The following is a 24,708-nucleotide window of genomic DNA, read 5'->3' as shown; positions in this document are numbered from 1 at the left end:
GGGACTTGGGAGGCACTGGGCGCGGACGGGCGGGTCGGTCCGCGGGAACGGAGTCGTCTTCGCGACGGGGGGCGTGGCGCGAAGTCGGCATCCGGAGCGGCCGCGGGGGCCGATGTGCCGCGGGGGTGTACCGCGAGGCGTCACCGTGCCGCCCCGATGCGGTCCGCGCTGGGCGGCGGTCCGAAGCGGGTGAGCACCGGGTCGTGGTGGATCTGTTCGGGAGGCAGTCCGAGGCGGCGCAGGACGCGGGCGCTGTCGAGGACCATCTCGGGCGGTCCGGACAAGTACGCGTCCCAGTCGTGGCGCGGTCCGTAGGCCGCGAGCACGTCGGAGACCGCCCCGCTGATGCCCGCGATGGCGAGGTCGTCGACCGCGGGTCTGATGGTGAGCCAGGGACTTCGCTGGGACAGCCGCAGCAGATCGTCGAGGCCGTAGAGGCCGCTGTGTTCGCTGGCTCCGTAAAAGAGGTCGACGGCCCGGTACAGCCCGGTGTGCGCTATCTCCTCGACGATCGCCTTGAGCGGTGCCAGCCCGGTGCCGCCGGCGACGCACAGCACGGGGTGCCCCGCATCGTGGTTGACGACCATCTCGCCCAGCGCCGGCCCGAGTTTGATGCGGTCGCCGAGCTGGGCCTTGCGGACCAGCGCGTTGCTGACCCAGCCCGCGGGGACGGCGCGGATGTGGAAGGTCAGCAGACCGCTGTCGTCGGGCGCGTTCGCGATCGAGTACGCCCGCCAAACCCTCGGCCACCACGGTGTCTCGATCGTGGTGTACTGCCCGGCTCGGTACGGGAAGTGCTGTTCGGGGCGCACGGTGACGACGGCGATGTCGTCGGCGGGACGTTCGTGCGCGACTATTTCGGCGGTCCAGTACGGGGGATTGACCATGGCGTCGGCCTCGGCCGCGCCGATCATGAGGGCCGCCGCCGCGGCGTAGGCCCTCCCCCACGCGTCGGCGGTCGCCTGGTCCCACGCGTCCCCGCTGAAGCGGGCGATCGCGGCGACCAGGCATTCGCCGACCAGTGCGTAGTGCTCGGTGACCACATCGAACTTGCGGTGGTCGCGCCCGAGCCTGCCCAGATACCCGGACAGTGCGTCGGCGTTCTCCAGGTCGCCGACGATTCGGATCAACGCCTGCACCAACCTGTCGCGCTGGGTGTCCATCGCGGGTGGGAACAAGTCGCGCAGCGACGGTTCCCGCAGGAAGAGCAACGCGTAGAAATGTGCGGTCAGATCGGCCGCCCGAGGGGCGACCAGATCCAGATTGGCTCGTATGAGTTCTGCATCCGGTGCGGCCAAGATCGCCCTATCGCTTGGGACTTCGCAATGTGGCGACGCGTCGGAGGCCCACCGCAAGATCATCGCGGTAGGCCACTGGACGACTACAATTTCGTCACGTGACGCCGTGCGCAAGTCGCGCGACCGGATATGGGTTCGAGAACGTCGGATGTCGCTTTCAGAAGGCTTTCATGCGGTTGCAGGCACCGTGACAAAGCCGTACTTAGGCGTATGGAAGGTGCGCCCGTCAGTTGGCGCCGGCCTCACGCTCGGCGGCTTTGTCCGCTTGGAACCCGTCTTCGTCCCGGCCGCGACGCCAATATCCGGACACCGAAAGGTCATCGCGCGCGACGCCGCGTTCGTCCAGGAGATGACGGCGCATCACCTTCACGGTGTCCGCCTCGCCGTGCACGAAGGCCTGGACCCTGCCGGGCGGGAAGTCCATCGCGCGCAGTGCCTCGGCCAGGCGCGACGAACCGTTCGAGCGGTGCAGCCACGTGATCCGGGCGTCGCCTGCGGTTGTCAGCTCCTGCTCCTCTTCGGGGGAGGCGACCTCGATCAGGGCCCGCACCGGCACGCCTTCCGGAACGCGGGCCAGCGAGACCGCGATCGCGGGCAGAGCGGCCTCGTCGCCGACGAACAGGTGCCAGTCGGCGTCGGGGCCGGGGGCGTACGCACCGCCGGGACCGAGGAGGCGCAGCGGGTCGCCCGGCTTGGCGCCGGCCGCCCAGGGGCCGGCGAGGCCTTCGTCGCCGTGGTACACGAAGTCGATGCTCAGCTCGCGCGCGACGGGGTTGATGTCGCGCACGGTGTAGGTGCGCGTCTGCGGCCACTGCTCGCGCGGCATCTCGGCGCGGATGACCTGCATGTCGAAGGGCTCGGGGTAGGTCACCCCGGGACGCGGGAACAGGACTTTGACGTAGGCGTCGGTGTAGCCGTTGTCGACGAACCGCGCGAAGGCGTCACCGCCCGCGGTGACGCGCACCATGTGCGGCGTGAGCCACCGGGTCTCCCGGACGACGAGGTCGATGACCGCGCGGCCCCTGCGGGCGGGGGCGGCGGGCGGGTTGGCCGGCTCACCGGCACCGGGCGTGCTGGGGTTGCTCATGAGGTCTCCTCCACCGGCCGGAGGCGACGTGGGCGGGGACCCGACGGGATTACCGCCTCGACCGCTTGTTAGGCAAGCCTAACCACAGCCCCGGGCAGCCATGCGCCACGCCCGGGAACCAGCGGAACAACCACTGACAAAACGGACTTCAGGCATCGTCCGTGAGGCGACCGCGCGAACAATCGGCGGACACGGTGCCGCCCTGGAGAAAGGGCCCCCGCCGCGCGCCTCAGACCCGCGCGACCCCTCCGTACACCCAGCACTGCGCGGCCCGCTCCCGATCTCCTCGTCGCCGTCGGGCAGCCGGTACGCTTCCCTGCCCCCCGTCGCCCTCGCCGCTCCGGCCCTCGTTGCGCTCGCCCGACATCGCCCCGCTCCCCTCGTCCCGAAGTGCCGCCAGACGTAGCGCCGGGTCCCACAGGCCACTTGAACACCTCGAACCCCTTTGCGAATTCGCCGAGAGCGTGATGCCACGAATCGGTTGGTAACGGACAGGGCAGCGCATCGCCCCCACCCGATTGGCGGACCGCCTCCTTAGACTTCCCGAATGAGTACGCTCGACGACGCCGACGCCGCGCACGAGACCCTGCGCCGCGTTTTCGGCTACGACTCCTTCCGCGGCGACCAGCACGCGGTGATCGACCACGTCGTCGCGGGCGGCGACGCCCTCGTGCTCATGCCGACCGGCGGCGGCAAGTCGCTGTGCTACCAGGTCCCCGCACTGGTCCGCGAGGGCGTCGGCGTCGTCATCTCCCCGCTCATCGCACTGATGCAGGACCAGGTCGACGCCCTGACGGCACTGGGCGTACGCGCCGGGTTCCTCAACTCGACACAGCTCCCCCACGAACGCCAGGTCGTCGAACAGTCTTTCCTGGCAGGTGACTTGGACCTGCTCTATCTCGCCCCCGAGCGACTGCGCCTGGAAGCGACGCAGCGGCTTTTGGACCGCGGCACCGTCTCGCTCTTCGCAATCGACGAGGCGCACTGCGTCGCGCAATGGGGCCACGATTTCCGCCCCGACTACCTGGCCCTGTCCGACCTGCACGAACGCTGGCCGAAGGTGCCGCGCGTCGCCCTCACCGCGACCGCGACTCCGGCCACGCACGCCGAGATCGCATCGCGCCTGAACCTCGAAGGCGCGCGGCACTTCGTCGCGAGCTTCGACCGCCCGAACATCCAGTACCGCATCGAGCCGAAGCAGGAGCCCAGGCGGCAGCTCCTGCGCCTGATCCGCGAGGAGCACCCCGGCGACGCCGGAATCGTCTACTGCCTGTCGCGCGCGTCGGTGGACAAGACCGCCGCCTTCCTGGTGCAGAGCGGCGTCACCGCGCTGCCGTACCACGCCGGGCTCGACGGCCGCACGCGCGCCGAGAACCAGGCGCGGTTCCTGCGCGAGGACGGCGTGGTGATGGTCGCGACGATCGCGTTCGGGATGGGCATCGACAAGCCCGACGTACGGTTCGTGGCGCATCTCGACCTGCCGAAGTCCGTCGAGGGCTACTACCAGGAGACCGGCCGGGCCGGACGCGACGGGCTGCCGTCGACCGCATGGCTGGCCTACGGGCTCCAGGACGTCGTGCAGTTGCGCAAGATGATCGACGACTCCGAGGGCGACGCCGCGCACCGGCGCCGGCAGAGCGCGCACGTCGACGCGATGCTGGCGCTGTGCGAGACCGTCGAGTGCCGCCGGGTGCAGTTGCTCGCCTACTTCGGGGAGAAGTCCGGCCCGTGCGGCAACTGCGACACGTGCCTGGACCCTCCGGCGGCCTGGGACGGCACAATCGCCGCCCAGAAGCTGCTGTCGACCGTGTTCCGGCTCGCGCGCGAGCGGCGGCAGAAGTTCGGTGCGGGGCAGGTGATCGACATCCTGCGCGGCAAGAAGACCGCGAAGGTGATCCAGTTCGACCACGACACGCTCACCGTTTTCGGCGTGGGCCAGGAGCTCGACGACAACGGGTGGCGCAGCGTCGTCCGGCAACTGCTCGCGCAGGGCCTGCTGTCGGTCGAGGGCGACTACGGGACCCTCGTGCTCACCGAGGCGAGCGGCGACGTGTTGGGACGCCGCCGCGAGGTCATGCTGCGACGCGAACCCGAACGCGCCCAGCGCGCGCCCAAGGCGACCGCGAAGGCCGGGGCCGCCAAGGGCGGTGCCAAGGCCGCACCCGCCGACCTGCCCGACGAGGCCCTGCCTGTGTTCGAGCGCCTGCGCGCGTGGCGGGCGGCGACGGCCCGCGAGCAGGGGGTGCCCGCGTACGTGATCTTCCACGACGCGACGCTGAGGGAGATCACGGCGACGGCCCCCAAGACCCTCGCGGAGCTCGCGGGTGTCGGCGGCGTCGGCGAGAACAAACTCGCCAAATACGGGCAGCAAATCCTTGACGAACTCGCGGAGTTCGCGGCCGGACGCGCGCCGGAACCGGACGACGCGGCATTCGACGACATGCCGACGGACGCCGACGTCCCCGACGACGGCGAGCCCCCGATATACGACGAATGACCGGCGACAACTCCGGCCGGGTCAACGCGTTACGGCTGGTCGGGGCGGCATCGCGGTGGCGCGGGTACATGACGCGAGCCGATGACGCAGGCTCCCGTTCCGCGGCCCTGCGATGCCACGCACCGGACCCCTCCCGTGCCGCTCCGGCGACCACGCCACCTGGCGTCGCCGCAAAGCCGCGGACCTCTCCGACACACCGTCACCCGGCAACCGCCGGCGCACCCCCGAAACGTTCGCCTCAACTCCTCGGTTGGCAAAGAGTGTTGGCGCACAGAACCCCGCAGCCGAACGATGCGGCATCCCCCGGTTTCCGTCCCGCCTGTCGGGTGAGACCCACGTGTGGGCCGCTCGCCGCTGTTCGGATCGGCCGCATCGCGCCAAACCGGCAGCGCCCACGACGTTCCCGTATCGTCGCGATGATCCGATTTGCGGTATCTCAGGAGGAAATGATGGGTTCGGGCGTGCAAGCGGACGTCACCGAGGCAGCGGACACGACGTACGACGTGATCGTGCTCGGCGCCGGGCCGGCCGGTGAGAACGTCGCGGACCGGGTCCGTGCCGGAGGCCTGTCGTGTGCGGTCGTCGAAAGCGAACTGGTCGGCGGCGAATGCTCGTACTGGGCGTGCATGCCGAGCAAGGCGCTGCTGCGCCCGGTGCAGGCGCTGGCCGACGCCCGCCGGGTGGCGGGGGCGACGCAGGCGGTCGCCGGTTCCCTCGACGCCGCGGCGACGCTGGCCCGCCGCGACGAAACGGTCGGCAACTGGGACGACAGCGGGCAGGTCCACTGGGTCGCGGCCATCGGCGCCGAACTCGTGCGCGGGCGCGGCCGCCTCGACGGTCCGCGCCGCGTCACCGTCGAGCGGTCGGGTGCCGCGCCGCTGCGGCTGGCCGCCCGGCACGCGGTCGTCGTCGCGACCGGAAGCCGGGCGCTGGTGCCGAACCTGCCCGGCGCGGACGCGATCGGCCCGTGGACCAGCCGCGAGGCCACCTCTGCGAAACAGGTCCCCGAGCGCCTGGCGATCGTCGGCGGAGGTGTGGTCGGCGTCGAGATGGCGACGGCGTGGCAGGCGTTGGGGTCCCGGGTGACCCTGTTGGTGCGCGGTTCCGGCCTGCTGCCCCAATACGAGCCGTTCGCCGGGGAGTTGGTCGCCGAGTCGCTCGCCCGCGCGGGCGTTGACGTGCGCATCGGGGTGTCCGCCGCGTCGGTGGAGCGGCCCGGGCCCGACGCGCCGGTCACGGTCGGCCTGGACGACGGCGGTTCGGTGGTGGCGGACGAGGTGCTGTTCGCGACCGGGCGGGCGCCGCGTACCGACGACATCGGCCTGGAGACCGTCGGGCTGCGGTCGGGCACGTGGCTCAAGGTGGACGAGAGCTGCCGGGTCACCGATGTCGGCGAAGGGTGGCTGTACGCGGTCGGCGACGCGAACCACCGTGCGCTCGTCACGCATCAGGCGAAGTACCAGGCGAGGATCGCGGGTTCGGCGATCGCCACGCGCGCGGCGGGCGGTACGGCCGACATGTCCGCGTGGGGTGCGCACGCCGCCACGGCGGACTCCGCGGCCGTGCCGCAGGTGGTGTTCACCGATCCCGAGGTCGGCGCGGTCGGCTTGTCGGCGCGGCAGGCGGAGGAGGCGGGCCTGCGCATCCGCGTCGTCGACCACGACCTCGGCGCGGTTGCGGGCGCGGGCCTGTACGCCGACGACTACCAGGGCCGGGCGCGCATGGTGGTCGACGAGGACCGCGGCATCCTCGTCGGCGTCACGTTCGTCGGCCCCGGCGTCGGCGAACTCGTGCACTCGGCGACCGTCGCGGTGGTCGGCCAGGTCCCGGTGGCCCGACTGTGGCACGCGGTTCCGGCGTATCCGACGATCAGCGAAGTGTGGTTGCGGCTTCTGGAGGCGTATCGCGGTTGACCGACTGGAGCGGCGAGGCGATGTCCTCAAGGGAGCGGCGTTCCGCGCGTACCGCAAGGAACGCCGCGACGATACCGGCGGCGGTCATCAGCGACGCGCCGATGCAGAAGGCGAGCACGGTGTCGGCGACGACGCCGGTCTCGGTCAGATCGGAGAAGACCAGCGGCCCGGTGATGCCGCCGGCGGCGGTGCCCACCGCGTAGAACAGCGCGATCGCGGAGGCGCGGGCCTCCATCGGGAAGATTTCGGAGACGGTCAGGTACGCGCTGCTCGCGCCGGTCGAGGCGATGAACAGGACGACGCACCAGCACGCGGTCAGCGTCACCTCGTTGAGGTGCCCTTGGCCGAACAGCCATGCGGTGACGAACAGCGCGAGGCCGCTGCCGATGTACGTCGTGCTGATCATCACGCGCCGGCCGATGGTGTCGAACAGGTGCCCGAGCGCGAGTGGGCCGAGCAGGTTTCCGATCGCGATGACCGCGAAGTAGTAGCCGGTGTGGCCGTTCGGCACGTCGTAGAACGTTTCGAGGATGGAGCCGAATCCGAAGGTGATGGCGTTGTAGAGGAACGCCTGCCCGATGAAGAGCGAGAGGCCGAGGACCGTGCGCTTGGGGTAGTCGCGTACGACGGTCCGTGCGATCGTGCCGAGGCCGGGGGCCTTGCGCGCGTCGATGGTGAGTTCGCCTTGCGGTTCGGCGAGTTCGAGGGGCTTGCCGGTCGATTTGTGGGCGTGCTCGCGGATCTGGGCCTCGGCGTCGTCGACGAGTTCTTCGGCTTCCTCGGCGCGGCCGTGCATGCACAGCCAGCGCGGTGATTCGGGGACGTGGCGGCGGACGAGCAGGATCACGAAGCCGAGGAACGCGCCGAGCGCGAAGGTGAGCCGCCAGCCGACGTCGGCGGGGAAGATCGCGGTGTTGAGCATGAGGACGGACAACAGGGCACCGCCCGCGGCGCCGAGCCAGAAGGTGCCGTTGACGCCCAGGTCGACGCGGCCCCGGTAGCGGGCGGGCATGAGTTCGTCGATAGCCGAGTTGATCGCGGCGTACTCACCGCCGATGCCGAGCCCGGTGATGAACCGGAAGACGAAGAACATCCACGCTTCGGTCGACAGCGCAGTCAGCGCGGTGCCGGCCAGGTAGACCGCGAGGGTGACCATGAACAGCTTCTTGCGGCCGAACTTGTCGGTGAGCCACGCGAACACCAGGGCTCCGGTGCACGCGCCCGCGACGTAGAGCGCGGCAGCCGGGCCGGTGACCTGGGCGGAGGTGATGTCGAGTCCGCTGCCGGGCTCGGACAGCCGGCCGGCGATGTTGCCCACGACGGTGACTTCGAGTCCGTCGAGGATCCACACGGCGCCGAGGCCGATGAGGATCCTGTTGTGCCAACCCGACCAGGGCAGGCGGTCCAGGCGGGCGGGGACCTGGGTGGTGACGGTTGTCTTCTCCACGGTTGTCGACACGCTGTTCCTCCGTTCGCCGCCAGGCCAGGGAGGGACCCGTGCGCGTGCCTGGTTCCGGCGCCGGTGTGCGCGCTGCCCCGCGCGCCCGGCGGGGAAACGTCGTCACGTACGCGCGACAGCGTCGACCGCTGCCGTGAAGACGCGCGGGAAGCGTGCGGCGGCGGGCACGATGCGGCGGGCCGTCGCGGGGTGGCGGCGGGCACCCAGCAGTGCCCCGGTGAGCAGGCGGTAGCGGCGGGTCAGGCGGAGCCAGGCCGCGTCGTACGCCTCGGGGCGGCCGCGAACCAGGCAGGAGACGAGCGCTTCCGCGCCGGCGAGGGCGAGCGCGACACCCTCCCCGGTGACGGCGTCGACGTAGCCGGCGGCGTCACCCGCGAGGAGTACGCGCCCGAGTCTGCGGCGGGTCGCGGCCTGGCGGAGCGGCCCGGCACCGCGCACCTCGGTGACCGGCTCGGCGTCGGCGAGGCGGGCCGCGAGGGCGGGGAACGCCGCGAGCTGCCGGTGGTAGGGGGCGCGTTCGCAGGTGAGGAGGGCGACGCCGACCAGGTCGGGGGCCAGCGGCGTGAGGTACGCCTCCGCCCGGGCGCTCCAGTGCACTTCGACGAACTCCGAAGCGGGCGCGACCGCGTAGTGGCGGCGGAGTCCGTAGCGCGCCGGTGCGCCGGTCGGCGCGTCGAGGCCGAGGGCGCGGCGCAGCGGTGAGTGCAGCCCGTCGGCGGCGACGAGCCAGCGTGCGCGAAGGAGTTCGCGGACCTGCGCGGCCTGGGGGGTGGCGTACGCCGTGACGCCCGAGGGGTCTTGGTCCACACGGGTAACCTTGAGCGGCAGGATCGGCACTCCGGCTTTCGCCGCCGCGTCGGCGAGCGCGTGGTGGAGGTCGGTGCGGCGGATGGCGAGTCCGGTCCCGGAGCGGAAGCGGGCGTCGGCGGTGTGCCGGCCTTGCACGTAGCGGATTCCGGCGAACGGGAGGCCCGGCGGGTGGACGCCGAGCGCGTGCAGGGCGCGGACACCGCCGGGCATGAGGCCTTCGCCGCAGGCCTTGTCGACGGGAGTGGGGCGCGGTTCGGCGACCGCGACGGAGAATCCGGCGCGCGCGGCGTGCAGGGCGGCGGCGAGTCCGGCCGGTCCGCCGCCGGCCACGAGGATGTCGACGTCGTGAACTGCCTTCATGCCGTGGCCGGTTGGCGAAGTGCGGTGTCCTCGCAGGGGATTCGCACCGACATCAGGGCCGCGTTCGCGCAGGTGAAGATGAGGGCGGTCAGCCAGGCGCCGTGGACCAGCGGGAGCGCGGCACCTTCGACGGCGACGGCGACGTAGTTCGGGTGGCGGAGCCGGGGAAAGCGGTAGGGCCCGCGGCGGACGGGCGGCACACCGGGGACGACGATGACGCGCGTGTTCCAGTAGGGGCCGAGGCTGCGGATGCACCACCAGCGCAGGGCCTGCGACGCGGCGACCAAGACGACTGCGGTCCATCCGAGGGCGGGGATGAACGGGCTTGCGGTGACGCCGGGTTCGAGGATGCAGCCGACGAGGAGGCCGGTGTGCAGGGCGACCATCCACGGGTAGTGCTCGCGGCCGTACTCGACTCCGCCGCGGACGAGGGTCCATGCGGAGTTGCGTCGGGCGACGGCGAGTTCGGCGACACGCTCGGCGGCGACGGCGGCGATCAGGAGGTAGTACCAGTTCACGGGCGGCTCTTCTCGTAGGAAGGGGGTGAGTTGGGACGCGAACTACCAGCGCAGCAGCACCAGTTCGGAGCAGAAGCCGGGGCCCAGCGCGAGGAGGAGCCCCCACGAGTCGGGCGGCGGCCGGTGTGCGTCGCGGGTCTCCTGGAGGACGTGCAGCACGGACGCGGACGACAGGTTGCCGACAGTGCCCAGTGACCGCCACGTGACGTCGAGCGCGCCGTCCGGGAGTTGCAGTGTTTCGGCGACGGCGTCCAGAACCTTCGGGCCGCCCGGGTGGCAGACCCACGTGGCGATGTCGTCCGGTGTGAGGCCGTGGTCGCCGAGGAACTTTGTGACCCCCTCCCGCAGGTGCCCCCGGACGACAGCCGGGACGTCGGGGCTGAGCACGACGGAGAAGCCCCGCGCGCCGATGTCCCAGCCCATGACGTGCTCGGTGCCGGGATACAGCGCGGCCCGCGAGTCGACGATGCGCGGTCCGTCGGCGGTCGTGCCGGCGACGTGCTCGGCGCCGAGGGCGACGACCGCTGCGGCGCCGTCGCCGAACAGCGCCCCCGCGACGAGGTTGGCGGGCGACGCGTCGTCGCGTTGCAGCGTCAGGGAGCACAGTTCGACGGCGAGCAGCACCGCGACGTCGCCGGGGTTGCCGCGCAGGTGGTCGTGGACGCGCGCGAGGCCGGCGGCGCCGGCGACGCAGCCGAGGCCGAACAGCGGGAGCCGCTTGACGTCCGGGCGCATGCCGAGGCGCACCGCGAGCCGGGCGTCGAGCGAGGGCACGGCGAGGCCGGTGACGGAGGTGCAGGCGATGAGGTCGACGTCGTCGGGGGCCAGTCCGGCCTGTTTGAGTGCCCCGGTAAGTGCTTCCTCGCCGAGGTCTTGCGCGACGTCGATCCAGGCGTCGTTGGCTCGGTCGAAGTCGTGGAGGTCCGCGTACCGGTCGATCGGCAGGGCGAGGTGGCGGGTCTGGACCCGGGCGGCTTCGTGGATGCGGCGCAGCAGTGCGGGGTCGGCGCGGGGCGGCAGGCAGTGTCGGCGCAGGTGTTCGGTGATCTCGTGCTGGTGGTAGCGGTGCGGGGGTAACGCGGTCTGGACTGCGGCGATCGTGCCGGTGGCCTGGTGTCGGTACGAGCTGCGCATCGGACGTTGCCTCTCGTCGCGTTGTCGCCCTGGGTTCGTGTTCCTGCCCGGGTCGCAGCGCCCGTGCCGTCCCGGCGGCGCTCGGCGGATGATCGCGGCGCCGCCCCGGTTCGGGCTCTGCGGCGGTGGGCGACTACCCGCCTGCGTCGGTCCGACGCGCGTCGCGGCGGAGGTTGCGTCAGGCGGGTCGGGTGTTCGGGCGAACGAGGGAGGACGATGTGCGCCGATGGGTCGGGGCCTTGGGGCGGGCCTGCCATCCTCTGCCGACGGTCGCGGTGACGGTGTTCGTGACCGTCGTCGCGGTCGCCGCGGGTCGTGGCGCGGCCGGTTCCGCGGGGGTGGGGGCGGCGGTGCTGGCGGGTCAGTTGTCGGTGGGCTGGTGCAACGACGCGGCCGATGCGCGGCGCGATGCGGAGGTGGGGCGTACCGACAAACCGGCGGCCACGGGCGAGTTGCCGGCGCGGGTGGTGGGCGTCGCGGCGGCGGTGGCGCTCGTGGCGTGCGTGGCACTGTCGCTGCTGAGCGGCTGGGAGGCCGCCGCCGTCCACATGGCAGGTGTGCTGCTCGGCGGGTGGGCGTACGACCTGGGCCTCAAGCGCACGGCGGTGTCTCCGCTGCCGTACGCGGTGGGTTTCGCGTCGCTGCCCGCCTTCGTGACGCTGGGTCTGCCGGGGGCGCCGTGGCCGGCGTGGTGGGCGGTCGCCGGCGCGGCGCTGCTCGGGGTGGGCGCGCATCTGCTGAACGTGCTGCCGGACCTCGCCGCCGACCTCGCGACCGGCGTGCGCGGCCTGCCGCACCGCCTCGGGGATCGCTGGTCGCGGCGGATCGCCGCTGTCGTGCTGGGCTCGGCGGTCGCGGTCCTGGCGTTCGGACCTGCGGGCGCCCCGGGTCCGTTGGCGTGGTTCGTCCTCATGGTCGCGTCGCTGGTGGCGGCGGTGGGCGCGGCGGCGCCGGCGGGGCGTTCGGCGGCCCCGTTCCGGGCGGCGGTCCTGGTCGCGGCACTCGCGGTGGCGCTGTTGGTGGCGCATGCGGGCCAGTTGGCCTGACCGGTGGATGTCTCGGTGCGCGGGCCCCGGCGTACGGACGGGTCACCGGCCGGAACAGGCACACGTCGGCCTGTGGGTGCCGCGTCGTGGCATCACCGTGGTGGCTTCCCGGCGGACGCCGCCGGGATATCGCCCGTTAGCCGGGCTCCTGGCGGCGTGTGGAATGCCACCAGGCCCAGAGCCAGTCGCCCGCGATCACCAGCGTTGCGGCCCATACGACTGCCGCGGCGACGGCGATCGACACCGGGCCGCCGCTGAGCGTCGCGGCGAGCATGACGAGGGACAGCGGGCACAGGACGATCAGGCTGTAGACGCGCACTTGCCGACGGAATCTGCCGGCCGGTGCTCGGCCGCTGGGCGGACTGACGAGATTCATGGTGCGCAGTTGCCGGTCGAGTACGGCGTCGCGCTGCAATTCGAGTTCGATGGCATGCAGCTGCTGCCGCTCACGACGGCTGAGCGCGGGGCCGCCGGGCATGGTCGCCACCTCCGGACGGGGACATGGTGACGGAACTGTCATTACGCTGCCCGGGTGATGTGGAGTTATTCGTTGGCCGTGTGCGCGCGGAAGGGACGGGCATACCGGTCGTTCTGCCTGGTCATACCCGCGTGCATGGTCGTCCGGCGGCACCCGCGCGGGCGGTGGAGACACGGCTGAGAACGTGGTCCGCCGTCCGCGCGGGGCCGGTCCGTGGGGCCGTCGGGCGGCGCGGGGATCAGGCGGGGCGGGTGGCGCCCGCGATGGGCATCGAGTCGACGGGAACGATCTTCACGACCGAACGCGAGTTCGGGGCGTGGATGATCTGGCCGTCGCCCAGGTACATGCCGACGTGGCTGATGCCGGAGTAGTAGAACACCAGGTCGCCGGGCTGAAGGTCGGATATCGCGACCTTGTCGCCGGCCGCGTACTGGTCGGTGGTGACGCGCGGGATCGACACGCCCGCGGCCTTCCACGCCGCCTGGACGAGGCCGGAGCAGTCGTACGCGTCGGGCCCTTCGGCCCCGTAGACGTACGGCTTGCCGAGCTGGGCCTTCGCGAACGCGATCGCGGCGGCGGCCTTGCCGGCCGCGGGGGCGGCAACCTGCGTCGCCGTCGAACCGGCGGTGGACTGCGTGGTCGGGGCGGTCGTCTCGGACGTCTCGGTGGTCGCGGCCGTCCGGGTGGCCGTCTGCGACGAACTGCCGGTCTCGGCCGGTGCGGTGCCGGTCAGCTTCAGGATCCGGCCGATGTCGAGCCAGTCCGGGCCTTTGGTGAGCTGGTCGCGGTTCAGGTCGTACAGGGCCTGCCAGCTGCCGGCGACCCCGTTCGCGTCGGCGATCCTCCAGAGGGTGTCACCTGACACGACGGTGTGTGTCGCGGCGGTGGAGGTGGCGGCGGATCCGGTGTCGGCGCCCGTCTCGGCGGCGGGGTCCGTGGGGGCCGCAGCGGTGGTCGCGGCCTCCGGCTGGGCCATGGCCGGAGCGGCGTGGGTGGCGGTGGCGGTGAAGGCCGTGCCGAGGCCGGCGATGCCGGCGGCGGCCACCAGGCGGCGGACGCTGTGGGCAGACAGCATGAAGTCGTTCCTCTCCTGCCGCCTGCGAGGTGAGCTGTCGGATTCGGACCGGAGACGGCCCGGCCGCGCGAGCGCACGGCTTCACCCCGAGCCGGACCCGACGTGTCGGGTACGGCGTACCACCTGGTTCCCCCGCTCCCGTCCGGAAGTGCTCTCGCGCGCGCCGGGACCGGGGACGGGATTCGGCGTTCCGGTCGGCGCATTTCGCCGTGGTCGGCGAAACCGGGGGTGACGCTAGACAAATCGCCTTGTCGTCCACAACTCGCCGGCCGTGCATCACAGGTGCGTAAAGGCGGCGTTCGGCCTGGTCTCACCTGCGGGGATGCTTCGGACACCCCGGGATGACATGCGGATATGCCGCAGAGTGACCGTGACGGATCGGTGACCGAAAAAGATCTGAATTGCTCATGACCCGCCCGCCGGGCGAATCATTACACGTCCAATCTTGTCCGCATTTACGCAACCAGATGGATTGTCCGTTCACTCGAACGGCCTTCCCCGGCTGCCCGGCGCTCTCGGCGCGCCTACCGTCGAAGTCATGCCGCAACCCGGACAATTCGCCGGTTTTCGTCGCACTGGGCCCTGACGGCCCTTCCTCTCGTCGCCCGAGGCGCGATCGGCGGGAGGACCGTCACTACCTCGCGCGTTCGCGAGACGGGGAACTTTTCCGGCCACGGCACTTGCTCATCCAACGCTGGCGGGGAGGCCCGGTGTCCCGATCCCAACGCTCGGTCGCGAAGTCCCCGGAGCCGGCGAATTCCGCGCCGGCGTCAGCCGATCCGGTCGGCGACTCGCGGGACGAACCAGAAACGTCATCCCGTCGTTCGGTGACCTCGCTCCTCCGCGCGGTGGCCGACTTCGCCGACCGGTCCGCCACCCGCGCCCGCTGCGTCGCGCTCGCGCTGCTCTGGGCCGTGAACATCGGCGCGCTCACCCTGATGTGGTACGGCCTGCCGAGTGGCGGCGCCGGCCCGTTCCCCTGCGCCCTGTTCGGCCTGGTGCTGGCGGTGGCCGCCGGGGTCGTCGGACTGGCGCTCGCGCTCCCGGGGTTGCGTGCTTCCGAACCGGAGCGGGCCGACAACGGCTGGGCGTTCGCGTGGCTGTTCACGACGTTCGTCGGCGCGGCCGGCGGGTTCCTCGTCCTGGCGTTCGACCAGTTCACCCGTTTGTGGGCCGGGGCCGGACTCGGCCCGTGAACCGTGGCCCGATCAGACCCAGCCACCGGGCGCGGGGACGGCCGCAGCCTGGCGCTTCTTCCACACGGCGTACGAGATCAGGTATCCCACCGTCCACATGCCGCAGCTCAACAGCACCCCGATGACGTGGACGGTATGCGGGAACGGCCGGGCGACGTAACCCGGTTGGCCGCCCCCCATGGTGTGCCCGCCGAGGTTGCCGCCGAGCGCGGTCGACGCGTTGGCGACCTGCGGCGGAACCCATGACGCGCCGGCGGTGGCGGCGGCGGTTGGCGGGAGCCGCGTGGGCTGCGACCCGCTGCGGAAGGTCACGCCGTACAGCAGGCGCACCCGCTTGGCCTCCCAGACCGACATCGCGGTGATGGTCACGGGTGCGCCCAGCGTCACGATGGCCGCGACGACGGCGGGCACGCGGTTGTGGCCGGGCGCCGCGAGGTCGACCGCCGCGACGGCCCACGACAGGGTCGGGGCGAGGAGGCACGGCATGAGCAAGTGCCCGTCGGCGGCGGCGAACAGGTGGCGCGGGACCATGAAGAAAGCGGTGATCGCGAAGAAGCCGCACCAGATGAGTGCGATCCACCCCAGCACGACCAGCACCATCAACGCGCCGCCCGGCCGCATTTCCACGACCCCGACCAGCGCCAGCGTGGTCAGCACCGCGCCGGCGCCGATGAACGCACCCATCGACTTCATCGGGTAACGCATGCTCCGGCGCGTTTCCCGGCGTTTCGCCGGCTCGGTCAGGAGCACGAGGATGAGCGCGGTCAGCGGTACGGCCACGACGGCGACGACCACCGAGATGGTCACGTGCATGATGGCTTCGCTGAAGATCTTCTCCGCCTCGACGGAGTCGTACTTCAGCGCGACCCACGCCACGACGCCCATGCCGAGCAACGTCCTGATGAGCCGGACGTGTTCGATGCGCGGGTCGGGCGGCGCCAACCGGTTCTGCGCCTTCAGCGCGGCCTTGGCGGCACTCGACGGATTGATGACCTGGACGAAGCGCCAGAACAGCGGCGCGCGCGGAGGTCGCGGCGGAGCGGGGACGAACTGTCCACCCCCGGCGGCCGGTCCGCCCCCGTATGGCGGGAATCCACTCGGCTGGTGAGGGAATTGACCGGTTTGCTGGGGTGGCGGGGCAGGCTGCCAGGGCGGGGGCACATGGCTCAAGAGATTCGTCCTTGTCTCACCGTTGCCTGCGTCGCGAGAGCACGACGGCCCCGCGGATGACACGGATGGGCACCGCGATGCGCGCCGCGCCCGGTGCCGAGTCCGCGAAGCAGTATGTCGGAACGCGCGTATGGGGGGACAGCGGGATGTCCCTCGCGTGTGGGGCGCAGACGGCGCGGCGCCACCCCGCGGACCTGCCGAATCGGCCGCCCCGCATCGCCGAACGCCCACACCGCGCCTGGCCCGCAAACGGCGAGTCTGCGGTGGACAGGCCAACGACGTCTTCGCTCCGTCACTCCTCCGCGAAGCGCCGCCACGCGCGTTCGGCCGCGCGGGCGATCTCCGCCGGGTCGTCGCCGATGTCGACCACGACGCCCGCCTCGTCGGGGCCCAAGGGCTCCAGCGCGGCAAGTTGCGAGTCGAGGAGGGCCGGGTCGAAGAAGTGCCCCCGGCGGCCGTCGAGGCGCTGCGCGATCAGGTCGCGCGGGCCGTCCAGGTGCACGAAGAACGCGTCGGGGCAGTCCCGGCGCAGCCGGTCGCGGTACGCGCGCTTCAACGCCGAACATGTCACCACCGCACCGGCGTTCGCTTCGTACCGCCTGCGCAGCCACTCCCCCAGCGCGTCGAGCCAGGGCTGCCGGTCGGTGTCGTCCAACGGCTGCCCGCTGCGCATCTTGGCGATGTTGGCCTCGGGGTGGAAGTCGTCACCCTCGCCGAGGTCGGCGCCGCATCGTGCCGCCAACTCGGCCGCCACGGTGGTCTTTCCGGTGCCGGATACACCCATCACGACGATGTGCGGCGGCCGTTCGGCGAAAGTGTCGGCCGCGTTCAAAAACCGAGCACCGCCATCGCGGCGTTGTGGCCGGGGATGCCGCTCACCCCGCCGCCGCGCCGGGCGCCGGCTCCGCAGAGCAGGATGCGTTCGTGGGCGGTTTCCACACCCCATGCGCCGGCGTCGTGGTCGTGTTCGGCGTACGGCCAGGCGAGGTCGCGGTGGAAGATGTGCCCGGCGGGAAGCCCGAGTTCGCGGTCGAGGTCGACCGGCGTACGGGCCTCGACACAGGGGCGGCCGTCGGCGTCGCGCAGCAGGCAGTCCTCCACGGGTTCGGCCAGGACCGCGTCCAGCGAGTCGAGGGTGGCGCGCAGGGCCTGCGCGCGGGCGGTGTCGTTGTCGGCGGCGAACAGCCTTGCGGGCATGTGGAGTCCAAAGAGTGTGAGGGTGTGGATGCCCCGCTCGCGCTCCGCGCGGCCGAGGATCGTGGGGTCGGTGAGCGTGTGGCAGTAGATCTCGCCGGGCGGCGGAGCGGGGATTCGGCCGGACGCGGCTTCCCGGTATGCGGCGGCGAGTTGGTCGTACCCCTCGTTGACGTGGAGGGTGCCGGCGAAGGCCTCGCGCGGGTCGGCGCGCGGGTCGCGAAGCCGGGGCAGGCGGGCGAGGACCATGTTGACCTTGAGCTGGGCGCCCTCGGGCGGCGGGGCGTCGGGGGCCTCGCCGAGGAGGCGGCGCAGCGTGGCGGGTGCGACAGCCGCGAGGATGTGCCTTCCGGTGACGCGGAGTTCGTCGTCCTCGGTCGTGTACGTCACCTCTCCGTCGGAGGTGATCGCGGTGGCCGTCGCGCGGGTGCGCAGTTCGGCGCCGGCGGCGCGGGCGGCGTCGGCGAGCGCCCGGGTCACCGCCCCCATGCCGCCGACCGGGACGTCCCAGTCCCCGGTGCCGCCGCCGATGACGTGGTAGAGGAAGCAGCGGTTCGGGCGTAGTTCCGGGTCGTCGGTGGGCGCGAATGTGCCGATCAACGCGTCGGTGGCGACGACGCCCCGTACCGTGTCGTCGGCGAACTCGGCCTCCAGCGCCGCGGACAGCGGGGATGCGAACAATGCGTTCCAGGCGTGGTTGTCGTCGACGATGCGGCGGAACTCCTTTTTCGTACGCAGGGGTTCGGTGAGAGTGGGGAAGACGCGCACGGCGAGGCGGCCGGTCATGGCTCCCCAGCGCGCCCAGGCGTCGGCTTCGGCGCTACCGGCGAACCGGGTCAGTTCGTCGCGCGTGCGGGCCGGGTCCAGAGCGTCGACGAGGAATCCGGTGTCGCCGCGCGGTGTGTACGAGCCGACGCGGCGCCGACGCAGCTCGATCGGGAGCCGCAGGTCGTCGATGATGCGCCGGGGGAACAGACTGACGAGGTACGAGTAGCGGGACAGCCGCACGTCGACGCCGGCGAACGGACGGCTGGACACCGCCGCACCGCCGACCTCGGGCCTGCTCTCCAGCACGACCACCGAGCGTCCGGCGCGCGCGAGGTAGGCGGCGGCGACCAGTCCGTTGTGTCCGCCGCCGACGATCACGGCGTCGAAGTCGCCGCGGACACGGGCCATGTGCGTCTCCTGCATGCGTTTGCCAAGTGTTCCGGATGGGGCCGGGGGCGTTGCCCCCGTACCCCGGGCGATGCTACGGCTCGGCGAGGAATTCGATCAGGATCGGGCCCAGCGCGTCGGCGGACACGTCGTGGCCCTGGCCGGGCAGCGTGACGTGGCGGGCGCCGTCGACGGCGAGCGCGGTCGTGCGGACGGCGTCGCGCATGAAGGGCGGGCTCAGGGCCCCGTCGACGAGCAGGGTCGGCGCGGTGATGGCGGCGAGGTGTTCGGTCGGCACCCGGCTGTCGCCCATGATCGCGAAGTCGTGGGCCAGCGTGGGTGCGACGGCGACGAGCCCGGCCCACGCGGGGGTGCCGCGCATGGCGGTGACGGCCTCGGCCGGGATGCCGGTCGAGGCCAGGAAGCGTTCCAGCGCCTCTTCGGCGCGGCCCTGCCGGATGAGTTCGGGTACCGCGGCGCCCTGCGCGGACTGCGCGGCGCGGGCGTCCTCGGACACGACGTAAGGCGGGTCGTACGCGATCACCTTGGTGACGGGCAGCCCGGCCGCCGCGGCGCGGAGGGCGAGCGCCCCGCCGGAGGAGATGCCGTACACCGCCGCCCGTCCGCCCGCGGCGCCGATCAGCGCCGCGATGTCCTCGATCTCGCGTTCGACGGCGTAGGGCGGAGTGTCGCCGCTTTCGCCGCGCCCCCGGCGGTCGTAGTTGACGACGGTGAAGTGCGGTGCGAGGAAATCCGCGAGTTCGCGGTGGATTCCGCGGTCGCACAAAGCACCGCCGACGAGGACCACCGGATCGCCGGCGCCCTGCCGGTCGAACGCGATCACCGTGCCGTCCTGCGAGATGGCCTTGCCCATCCTCGGTCCTCCTCGTGTGTGGCTGAGCGTGTGGCTGAGTCTGTCGGTGGGTGTGTGGGCGAGCGCCTCGGCGCGACTCCCACCGAATACAGACCGCGTGTCCCCGGCGAACTCATCGGCGAACCGGGACCGATTTCGGCCGACTCCCATCCCGGCGCGCCTGGACAATCCGCGGAATCAGGTAGCCCAATTTGCTTTGCCCGCGAACTCCTGCGGCTGACACGACGGTTCGTTCGGTTCAGTCGACGCGACCGACGTAGTCGACCGTGTCCGCCCCGCGCGCCGCAAGCGCCGTCCGGTGCGGGAAGCGCCGCAAGGCGGCGGTCGCCCTGGTCGGGTCATCCAATGCGCGGCTGTTCCGGACCTACGAAAAGCTCGCGCCGCTTGGTCCCGACCAGACAATGCGTCCCCGGCGGTCGCCTTCTGTTGGGCCGCGGCCTTCCCGCTCATGGCGCAGTACCTGTATCAGTGGTCGCCGCCCGTCTGCGCCGGTACGCGTGGCCGTCGACACCGTGAGCGCCTCCAGCTCGCGAACTTCTCTGTGGGAGGCCACACTTCGCCGATCTTGTCACGGCCGTGACGGCGCCATAACTTGACGAAAGCCAATATCGCCACGGCTGCGGACGCGCGTCCGACCCGAGCCGAGGATTGCCCAGGCCGCGCCCTGCGAGCTGACGCACCGTCACTTGGCTGCCTTCCGAGGAGAATTCGTATGCCCGACGAGGTACTGGTCGAACACGCCGACGGCGTCACGCTGATCACTCTCAACCGCCCGTCGGTCCGCAACGCGGTCAACCGTGCGGTCAGCGACGGGATGGCCGCGGCCCTGGACGAGTTCGAGGCACGCAAGGACCTCGGCGTGGCAATCGTCACCGGCGCCGCCGGGACCTTCTCGTCCGGAATGGACCTCAAGGCCTTCGTCGCCGGCGAAAACCCCATCCATCCGAGACGCGGCTTCGCCGGAATCGCTGCCCTGCCGCCGCGCAAGCCGATCATCGCCGCCGTCGAGGGCTTCGCACTCGCGGGCGGCTGCGAAATCGTCCTCTCCTGCGATCTGGTCGTCGCGGCGGACGACGCGCGGTTCGGCCTGCCCGAGGTGCGGCGCGGCCTGACGGCGGGCTCCGGCGGCCTGATGCGCATGCCGCAGCGCATCCCGTATCAGGTGGCGATGGAACTCGCCCTGACCGGTGACTTCCTGTCCGCCCCCGACGCCCACCGCCACGGCCTCGTCAACCACCTCACCGCCCCGGGTGAAGCGCTCGCCGAAGCCCGCCGGCTCGCCGCCCGTATCGCCGCCAACGCCCCTCTCGCCCTGGCCGCCACCAAGGAGATCATCGTCAACGCACCCTCGTGGCCCGCCGAGGAGGCCTGGTCCCGTCAAAAGGCCGTCGTGGACGCCGTCAACTCCTCAGCCGACGCACGGGAAGGTGCCACCGCGTTCTCCGAAAAGCGCTCGCCCGTCTGGCGCGGGGAGTAGCGCGGCACGAACCGGCCCGAGCACAGACTGCGACGGGCTCACAGAACGTGTGCCCTCCGCCGCTCCGGACCGGTCTCCGGATGGTCCGCCCGGTCGTGTCGCCGACACCCGTCATGAACTTCGGTACAGCGCCTGCAATCCGCCGCCGAGCGAGACGAACTGCGCACGTGGACAGGGCTGTTGCCGCAGCTTCACCGGCGCCGAAACTCCGACGTGACGATTGAGGCACCACCGGTCGGGTGCGCCGACCGATCGTGTCGGCGGTTGCCTTCGCCACGTGTGTTCGCCGGTGACTCCGCATGTCGCGGCATCGACACGGCACTCGGCGGCGGCGCGTGTGCGACGTCCGTCCCGCCGCGGTCGCCACACCCGCACACACGGCTGTTCGCTTGCTGCCGCACGCCCGGCAAGCACAAGAGTCCCGGCCGCGAACGGAGGGGCGGACCCGATCGCCCGGTTCTCACGTCTCGCCGGAAGGCCGTCCGCGTCGCCGGAAGGGCAGCCGTTTCGTCCGGGACCACCAGGGCAGCCGCGTTGGGAGCCTGTCGCGACGACGATCAAGGGGACCTCCATGTCCGACCGATCCTCCCCGGGTGCCGCCCTCCTGGCCGGGCCGCGCGAACTGGGTGAACTCGCCCGCGAGCTGCGCGTCGACTCCGTCCGCGCGGCGGACGCCGCCGGTTCCGGTCACCCAACTTCGTCTCTGTCCGCGGCGGACCTCATGGCGGTGCTGCTCGGCCGGTACCTGCGCTACGACTTCGACAATCCCGGGCGTCCCGGCAACGACCACCTGATCTTCTCCAAGGGCCACGCCACCCCGCTGCTGTACGCGATGTACCGCGCGGTCGGTGCCGTCACCGACGAAGAGCTGATGACGTTCCGCCAGGCCGGCAGCCGCCTGGAAGGACACCCGACGCCGCGGCTCCCGTGGGTCGACTTCGCGACCGGCTCGCTCGGCCAGGGCCTGCCGCTCGGCGCCGGGCTCGCCTGGACCACGCGTCGCCTCGAAGACGGGCCCGCACGCGTGTGGGTGCTCAGCGGCGACGGCGAGACCGCCGAGGGCTCGGTTTGGGAGGCCGCCGAATTCGCCGGGTACCACCGGCTCGACAACCTGACCCTGATCGTGGACGTCAACAGGCTCGGACAGCGCGGGCCCACACGGCACGGCTGGGACCTCGACGCGTACGCGACCCGCTTCAACGCCTTCGGCTGGCACACGCGGACCGTCGACGGGCACGACACGGCCGCGATCGACGACGCGTACGCCGACGCGATGGACACGAACGGCCGGCCGACCGTCATCATCGCGCGCACGCTCAAGGGCAAGGGCGTCCCGGAGGTCGAGAACCGCGAAGGCGCGCACGGCAAGCCGGTGCCGCACGCCGACCTGGCGATCGCCGCGCTGGGCGGCGAACCGCAGGACCGCGTCGGCGCCCACCCGCGACCGCCGATCGACGCGGCGCCGCCCCGGCGTACGAGCCACGCGGACGCCGCGGCCCCGACGTTCGAGGTCGGCGGCTCGCTGGCGACCCGCAAGGCGTTCGGCGAAGCACTCGCGGCACTCGGCACCGCACGCGGCGACATCGTCGCCCTGGACGGCGAGGTCGGGGACTCCACGGGGCTGCAAGCCTTCGCCGACCGGCATCCTGAGCGGTTCCTGGAGTGCTACATCGCCGAACAGCAGCTCATCGCGTCCGCGGTCGCGTTGCAGACGCGCGGCTGGGTGCCCTTCGCGTCGACTTTCGCCGCGTTCCTGACGCGTGCACACGACTTCCTGCGCATGGCCACGATCGGGCGCGCCGACCTGTGCGTGGTGGGTTCGCACGCAGGCACGTCGATCGGACAGGACGGGCCGTCGCAGATGGGGCTGGAAGACCTGGCGATGTTCCGGGCGCTGCACGGCAGCACGGTGCTGTACCCCTGCGACGCGAACCAGACCGCGAAGCTCGTCGGCGCGCTGGCCGCCGGCTCCGGCATCCGCTACCTGCGCACCACGCGCGGCGCGACGCCGGTGATCTATGGCCCCGATGAGCAGTTCCCCGTCGGCGGCAGCAAGCTGCTGCGCGGCGGCTCCGACGACCGGGCCACGGTCGTCGCCGCCGGAATCACCGTGCACGAGGCCGTCACCGCCGCCGACGCACTGGCGGATCGGGGCATTCCGGTACGCGTCCTCGACTTGTACTCGGTCAAACCCGTCGACGCCGATGCGCTGCGCGAAGCGGCCGAGGTGACCGGCTGCCTGATCAGCGTCGAGGACCACCATCCCGAAGGCGGACTGGGCGACGCGGTCGCCGAGGCCTTCGCGGACGTCGACCCGGCGGCACCGGCCCGGCCCATGCCGCGTCTGGTCCGCCTCGCGGTCCGCCATATGCCGGCCTCGGCGTCCCCCGAGGCGCAGCTCCGGGCCGCACGCATCGATGCGAAGGCCATCGAAGCGGCGGTATTGGGGACGCTGGGCGAAGGCGCGTAGAGCCGGCCCCCGGGCAGGACGGAAACAAGGACGAGAAACACGCCCCGGTCTGCCCAGCTGCGGAATGCCCACAGCCGGGCATGTCGGAGCCGGGCAGACTGGGCGCGGACCGGCACAGCGGCAGCACAGACGGGTGGGCTCGGCAGCGGCTGCCGACGCGGCGGGCGTGAAGAAACGCCGAAGGGGCGTACGGCTGATCGCCGTACGCCCCTTCGCAGCATCCGCTTCCCCCACCTGCCCCGCAGGTTGGCGCGGCGGAGCAGGTTGGCGCGGCGGATTCCTCAGACTTCGCCGCGCCACTTCCCGGTCGGCGTGCCGTCGCGTGTCTCGATGAATTCGCGGAACCGGTCGAGGTCGCCGCGCACCTTGCGCGAGATGAAGCCGAGTTTGTCGCCTACGTTCTCGGCGAGCCCCTCGGGGTCGTGTTCGAGCTGGAGCATGACCCGGGTGTGCGTCGGGTCCAGGCGGTGGAACGTCACCACACCGCCCTGTTCGGGGCCGGTCCTGGCCCGCCAGGCGATGCGCTCGTCAGGGATCTGCTCGGTGATCTCGGCGTCGAACTCACGCGCGACGCCGGAGATTTTGGTGACCCAGTGCGTATGCGTATCGTCGATCTGGTCGACGCGTTCGACACCCGCCATGAAGCGCGGGAAGTCGGCGAACTGCGTCCATTGGTCGTAGGCGGCGCGTACCGGAACGGCCACATCGACCGACTGTTCGATCTTCGTCATCGGCTGTCTTCCTCCGGACGTGCGGATGCCCTTTCGGGCCCGGTCCTCCAGCACGCTGCCCCGGAGGATCGCGGTCAATCAGGCGGTTCGAGTCGGCCGTCCGGGGTAGCGGTGACCGGGCGAAACCACTCACCGACGCGGTCGACCGGACCGCGGGAAAACCAGCGAGGTGGAAATCCATGGCCGAATTCCTCACTGACGTCGAGGAACTGCGTGCGAAGGCCCGGCGCGAGTTGAACAAGGGCCCGGTGACCGAGGCGTACGGCGCCGATGTGGACCGCGTCATCGATGTCCTCAATGTCGCGCTGGCCACCGAGGTCGTGTGCACTCTGCGCTATCGGCAACACCATTTCGCAGCGAAAGGTCTGGACGGCGAGACCGTCGCCAACGAATTCCTCGTGCACTCCAACGAGGAACAGGAGCACGCCGACAAACTCGCGGCGCGGATCGCCCAACTCGGCGGGAAGCCCGATTACGACCCGACGACGCTTGCCACCCGGGCCCACTCGCAGTACGAGACCTCGTCCGACCTGACGGAGATGATCCGGGAAAACCTGGTCGCGGAGCGCATCGCGATCCAGTCGTACACCGAGATCATCAATTGGCTCGGCACCGGCGACCCGACGACCCGGCGGGTCTTCGAGGACATTCTGTCCGTCGAGGAGGAGCACGCCGACGACATGCTCAATCTGCTGGAAAAGAGCTGAACCGAAAGTTCTGCATGACGCACTGAACGGCCGGGGGCCCGGCGGGATATCCCGCCGGG

20 protein-coding genes and 1 riboswitch are annotated in these 24,708 nt (G+C 71.6%); of the genes, 7 read left to right on the top strand and 13 right to left on the bottom strand.

Features of this window, described 5'->3' with window-relative positions:
• Positions 1 to 140 precede the first annotated feature (140 nt).
• Both ACRX5W_RS27790 and ACRX5W_RS27785 read right to left on the bottom strand, forming a co-directional pair.
• Positions 141 to 1,298 (bottom strand): globin domain-containing protein, encoded by a 1,158-nt coding sequence (locus tag ACRX5W_RS27790; RefSeq protein WP_436791088.1) that lies wholly within the window; start codon positions 1,296 to 1,298, stop codon positions 141 to 143.
• Positions 1,299 to 1,524: 226 nt separating this feature from the next.
• Positions 1,525 to 2,385: a siderophore-interacting protein gene (locus ACRX5W_RS27785; protein ID WP_436791087.1), complete on the bottom strand. Its 861-nt coding sequence runs from the start codon at positions 2,383 to 2,385 to the stop codon at positions 1,525 to 1,527.
• A gap of 547 nt (positions 2,386 to 2,932) precedes the next feature.
• Here ACRX5W_RS27785 and recQ point away from each other — a divergent pair.
• A complete protein-coding gene (gene recQ / locus ACRX5W_RS27780) occupies positions 2,933 to 4,882 on the top strand; it encodes a DNA helicase RecQ (RefSeq protein WP_436791086.1) in 1,950 nt (649 codons plus the stop codon).
• Positions 4,883 to 5,331: 449 nt separating this feature from the next.
• Positions 5,332 to 6,795 carry a dihydrolipoyl dehydrogenase family protein gene (locus ACRX5W_RS27775; protein WP_436791085.1) on the top strand — a complete coding sequence of 488 codons (1,464 nt, stop codon included), beginning with the start codon at positions 5,332 to 5,334 and terminating at the stop codon, positions 6,793 to 6,795.
• On the opposite strand, the gene ACRX5W_RS27770 is transcribed toward ACRX5W_RS27775, so the two are convergent.
• The 4 genes from ACRX5W_RS27770 to ACRX5W_RS27755 form a co-directional block, all read right to left on the bottom strand.
• Positions 6,752 to 8,254, bottom strand: a complete 1,503-nt coding sequence (locus tag ACRX5W_RS27770; RefSeq protein WP_436791084.1) for an MFS transporter — start codon at positions 8,252 to 8,254, stop codon at positions 6,752 to 6,754. The two genes, ACRX5W_RS27775 and ACRX5W_RS27770, sit on opposite strands and share 44 nt — an antisense overlap.
• A 102-nt stretch (positions 8,255 to 8,356) precedes the next feature.
• On the bottom strand, positions 8,357 to 9,424 hold the full coding sequence (locus tag ACRX5W_RS27765; protein ID WP_436791083.1) for an NAD(P)/FAD-dependent oxidoreductase: 1,068 nt from the start codon (positions 9,422 to 9,424) through the stop codon (positions 8,357 to 8,359).
• Positions 9,421 to 9,942 carry an isoprenylcysteine carboxyl methyltransferase family protein gene (locus ACRX5W_RS27760; protein WP_436791082.1) on the bottom strand — a complete coding sequence of 174 codons (522 nt, stop codon included), beginning with the start codon at positions 9,940 to 9,942 and terminating at the stop codon, positions 9,421 to 9,423. Before ACRX5W_RS27760 ends, ACRX5W_RS27765 begins: the two co-directional genes overlap by 4 nt.
• Before the next feature lie 42 nt (positions 9,943 to 9,984).
• Complete coding sequence (locus ACRX5W_RS27755; protein ID WP_436791081.1) at positions 9,985 to 11,076, bottom strand: type III polyketide synthase; 1,092 nt, start codon at positions 11,074 to 11,076, stop codon at positions 9,985 to 9,987.
• Between the two features lie 218 nt (positions 11,077 to 11,294).
• Between ACRX5W_RS27755 and ACRX5W_RS27750 the strand changes: the two genes are divergently transcribed.
• Positions 11,295 to 12,122: a UbiA family prenyltransferase gene (locus ACRX5W_RS27750; protein ID WP_436791080.1), complete on the top strand. Its 828-nt coding sequence runs from the start codon at positions 11,295 to 11,297 to the stop codon at positions 12,120 to 12,122.
• A 136-nt stretch (positions 12,123 to 12,258) separates the two neighbouring features.
• Here the strand turns inward: ACRX5W_RS27750 and ACRX5W_RS27745 are convergent, their stop codons facing one another.
• Both ACRX5W_RS27745 and ACRX5W_RS27740 read right to left on the bottom strand, forming a co-directional pair.
• A complete protein-coding gene (locus ACRX5W_RS27745) occupies positions 12,259 to 12,600 on the bottom strand; it encodes a DUF3040 domain-containing protein (RefSeq protein WP_436791079.1) in 342 nt (113 codons plus the stop codon).
• Positions 12,601 to 12,838: 238 nt separating this feature from the next.
• Complete coding sequence (locus ACRX5W_RS27740; RefSeq protein WP_436791078.1) at positions 12,839 to 13,675, bottom strand: NlpC/P60 family protein; 837 nt, start codon at positions 13,673 to 13,675, stop codon at positions 12,839 to 12,841.
• A 5-nt stretch (positions 13,676 to 13,680) separates the two neighbouring features.
• A riboswitch (cyclic di-AMP (ydaO/yuaA leader) is annotated at positions 13,681 to 13,873 on the bottom strand.
• 629 nt (positions 13,874 to 14,502) lie between these two features.
• Here ACRX5W_RS27740 and ACRX5W_RS27735 point away from each other — a divergent pair.
• A complete protein-coding gene (locus tag ACRX5W_RS27735; RefSeq protein ID WP_436791077.1) occupies positions 14,503 to 14,871 on the top strand; it encodes a hypothetical protein in 369 nt (122 codons plus the stop codon).
• A 12-nt stretch (positions 14,872 to 14,883) separates the two neighbouring features.
• Here ACRX5W_RS27735 and ACRX5W_RS27730 read toward each other — a convergent pair whose 3' ends face one another.
• From ACRX5W_RS27730 to ACRX5W_RS27715, 4 genes are all read right to left on the bottom strand, one after another.
• Positions 14,884 to 16,041 carry a hypothetical protein gene (locus ACRX5W_RS27730; RefSeq protein WP_436791076.1) on the bottom strand — a complete coding sequence of 386 codons (1,158 nt, stop codon included), beginning with the start codon at positions 16,039 to 16,041 and terminating at the stop codon, positions 14,884 to 14,886.
• 292 nt (positions 16,042 to 16,333) lie between these two features.
• Complete coding sequence (locus ACRX5W_RS27725) at positions 16,334 to 16,825, bottom strand: gluconokinase (RefSeq protein WP_436791153.1); 492 nt, start codon at positions 16,823 to 16,825, stop codon at positions 16,334 to 16,336.
• 44 nt (positions 16,826 to 16,869) lie between these two features.
• A complete protein-coding gene (locus ACRX5W_RS27720) occupies positions 16,870 to 18,411 on the bottom strand; it encodes a phytoene desaturase family protein (protein WP_436791075.1) in 1,542 nt (513 codons plus the stop codon).
• Positions 18,412 to 18,484: 73 nt separating this feature from the next.
• Positions 18,485 to 19,264, bottom strand: coding sequence for an alpha/beta fold hydrolase (locus ACRX5W_RS27715; RefSeq protein WP_436791074.1), 780 nt, complete (start codon positions 19,262 to 19,264; stop codon positions 18,485 to 18,487).
• A gap of 712 nt (positions 19,265 to 19,976) precedes the next feature.
• Between ACRX5W_RS27715 and ACRX5W_RS27710 the strand changes: the two genes are divergently transcribed.
• Together ACRX5W_RS27710 and ACRX5W_RS27705 are read left to right on the top strand one after the other, a co-directional pair.
• On the top strand, positions 19,977 to 20,741 hold the full coding sequence (locus ACRX5W_RS27710; RefSeq protein ID WP_436791073.1) for a crotonase/enoyl-CoA hydratase family protein: 765 nt from the start codon (positions 19,977 to 19,979) through the stop codon (positions 20,739 to 20,741).
• 571 nt (positions 20,742 to 21,312) lie between these two features.
• Positions 21,313 to 23,211, top strand: coding sequence for a transketolase (locus ACRX5W_RS27705; protein ID WP_436791072.1), 1,899 nt, complete (start codon positions 21,313 to 21,315; stop codon positions 23,209 to 23,211).
• Positions 23,212 to 23,492: 281 nt separating this feature from the next.
• On the opposite strand, the gene ACRX5W_RS27700 is transcribed toward ACRX5W_RS27705, so the two are convergent.
• Positions 23,493 to 23,942: an SRPBCC family protein gene (locus ACRX5W_RS27700; RefSeq protein WP_436791071.1), complete on the bottom strand. Its 450-nt coding sequence runs from the start codon at positions 23,940 to 23,942 to the stop codon at positions 23,493 to 23,495.
• A 179-nt stretch (positions 23,943 to 24,121) separates the two neighbouring features.
• Here ACRX5W_RS27700 and ACRX5W_RS27695 point away from each other — a divergent pair, with 179 nt between their 5' ends.
• Positions 24,122 to 24,649: a ferritin-like domain-containing protein gene (locus ACRX5W_RS27695; RefSeq protein ID WP_436791070.1), complete on the top strand. Its 528-nt coding sequence runs from the start codon at positions 24,122 to 24,124 to the stop codon at positions 24,647 to 24,649.
• The last annotated feature ends 59 nt before the right edge of the window (positions 24,650 to 24,708 follow it).

The organism is Yinghuangia sp. YIM S10712 (genome assembly GCF_051388935.1).
Lineage (GTDB): Bacteria > Actinomycetota > Actinomycetes > Streptomycetales > Streptomycetaceae > Yinghuangia.
Note: the sequence above shows the minus strand (reverse complement) of the source record. Positions and strands in the feature narration are given on the sequence as shown.

What these genes read in the sequence shown, in the direction of transcription:
- ACRX5W_RS27725 (WP_436791153.1), bottom strand. Translation starts at nt 16,825, where the DNA reads ATGGGTGTATCCGGCACCGGAAAGACCACCGTGGCGGCCGAGTTGGCG.
- ACRX5W_RS27720 (WP_436791075.1), bottom strand. Translation starts at nt 18,411, where the DNA reads ATGGCCCGTGTCCGCGGCGACTTCGACGCCGTGATCGTCGGCGGCGGA.
- ACRX5W_RS27705 (WP_436791072.1), top strand. Translation starts at nt 21,313, where the DNA reads ATGTCCGACCGATCCTCCCCGGGTGCCGCCCTCCTGGCCGGGCCGCGC.
- ACRX5W_RS27765 (WP_436791083.1), bottom strand. Translation starts at nt 9,424, where the DNA reads ATGAAGGCAGTTCACGACGTCGACATCCTCGTGGCCGGCGGCGGACCG.
- ACRX5W_RS27715 (WP_436791074.1), bottom strand. Translation starts at nt 19,264, where the DNA reads ATGGGCAAGGCCATCTCGCAGGACGGCACGGTGATCGCGTTCGACCGG.
- ACRX5W_RS27745 (WP_436791079.1), bottom strand. Translation starts at nt 12,600, where the DNA reads ATGCCCGGCGGCCCCGCGCTCAGCCGTCGTGAGCGGCAGCAGCTGCAT.
- ACRX5W_RS27710 (WP_436791073.1), top strand. Translation starts at nt 19,977, where the DNA reads ATGCCCGACGAGGTACTGGTCGAACACGCCGACGGCGTCACGCTGATC.
- ACRX5W_RS27755 (WP_436791081.1), bottom strand. Translation starts at nt 11,076, where the DNA reads ATGCGCAGCTCGTACCGACACCAGGCCACCGGCACGATCGCCGCAGTC.
- ACRX5W_RS27740 (WP_436791078.1), bottom strand. Translation starts at nt 13,675, where the DNA reads ATGCTGTCTGCCCACAGCGTCCGCCGCCTGGTGGCCGCCGCCGGCATC.
- ACRX5W_RS27785 (WP_436791087.1), bottom strand. Translation starts at nt 2,385, where the DNA reads ATGAGCAACCCCAGCACGCCCGGTGCCGGTGAGCCGGCCAACCCGCCC.
- recQ (WP_436791086.1), top strand. Translation starts at nt 2,933, where the DNA reads ATGAGTACGCTCGACGACGCCGACGCCGCGCACGAGACCCTGCGCCGC.
- ACRX5W_RS27775 (WP_436791085.1), top strand. Translation starts at nt 5,332, where the DNA reads ATGGGTTCGGGCGTGCAAGCGGACGTCACCGAGGCAGCGGACACGACG.
- ACRX5W_RS27695 (WP_436791070.1), top strand. Translation starts at nt 24,122, where the DNA reads ATGGCCGAATTCCTCACTGACGTCGAGGAACTGCGTGCGAAGGCCCGG.
- ACRX5W_RS27700 (WP_436791071.1), bottom strand. Translation starts at nt 23,942, where the DNA reads ATGACGAAGATCGAACAGTCGGTCGATGTGGCCGTTCCGGTACGCGCC.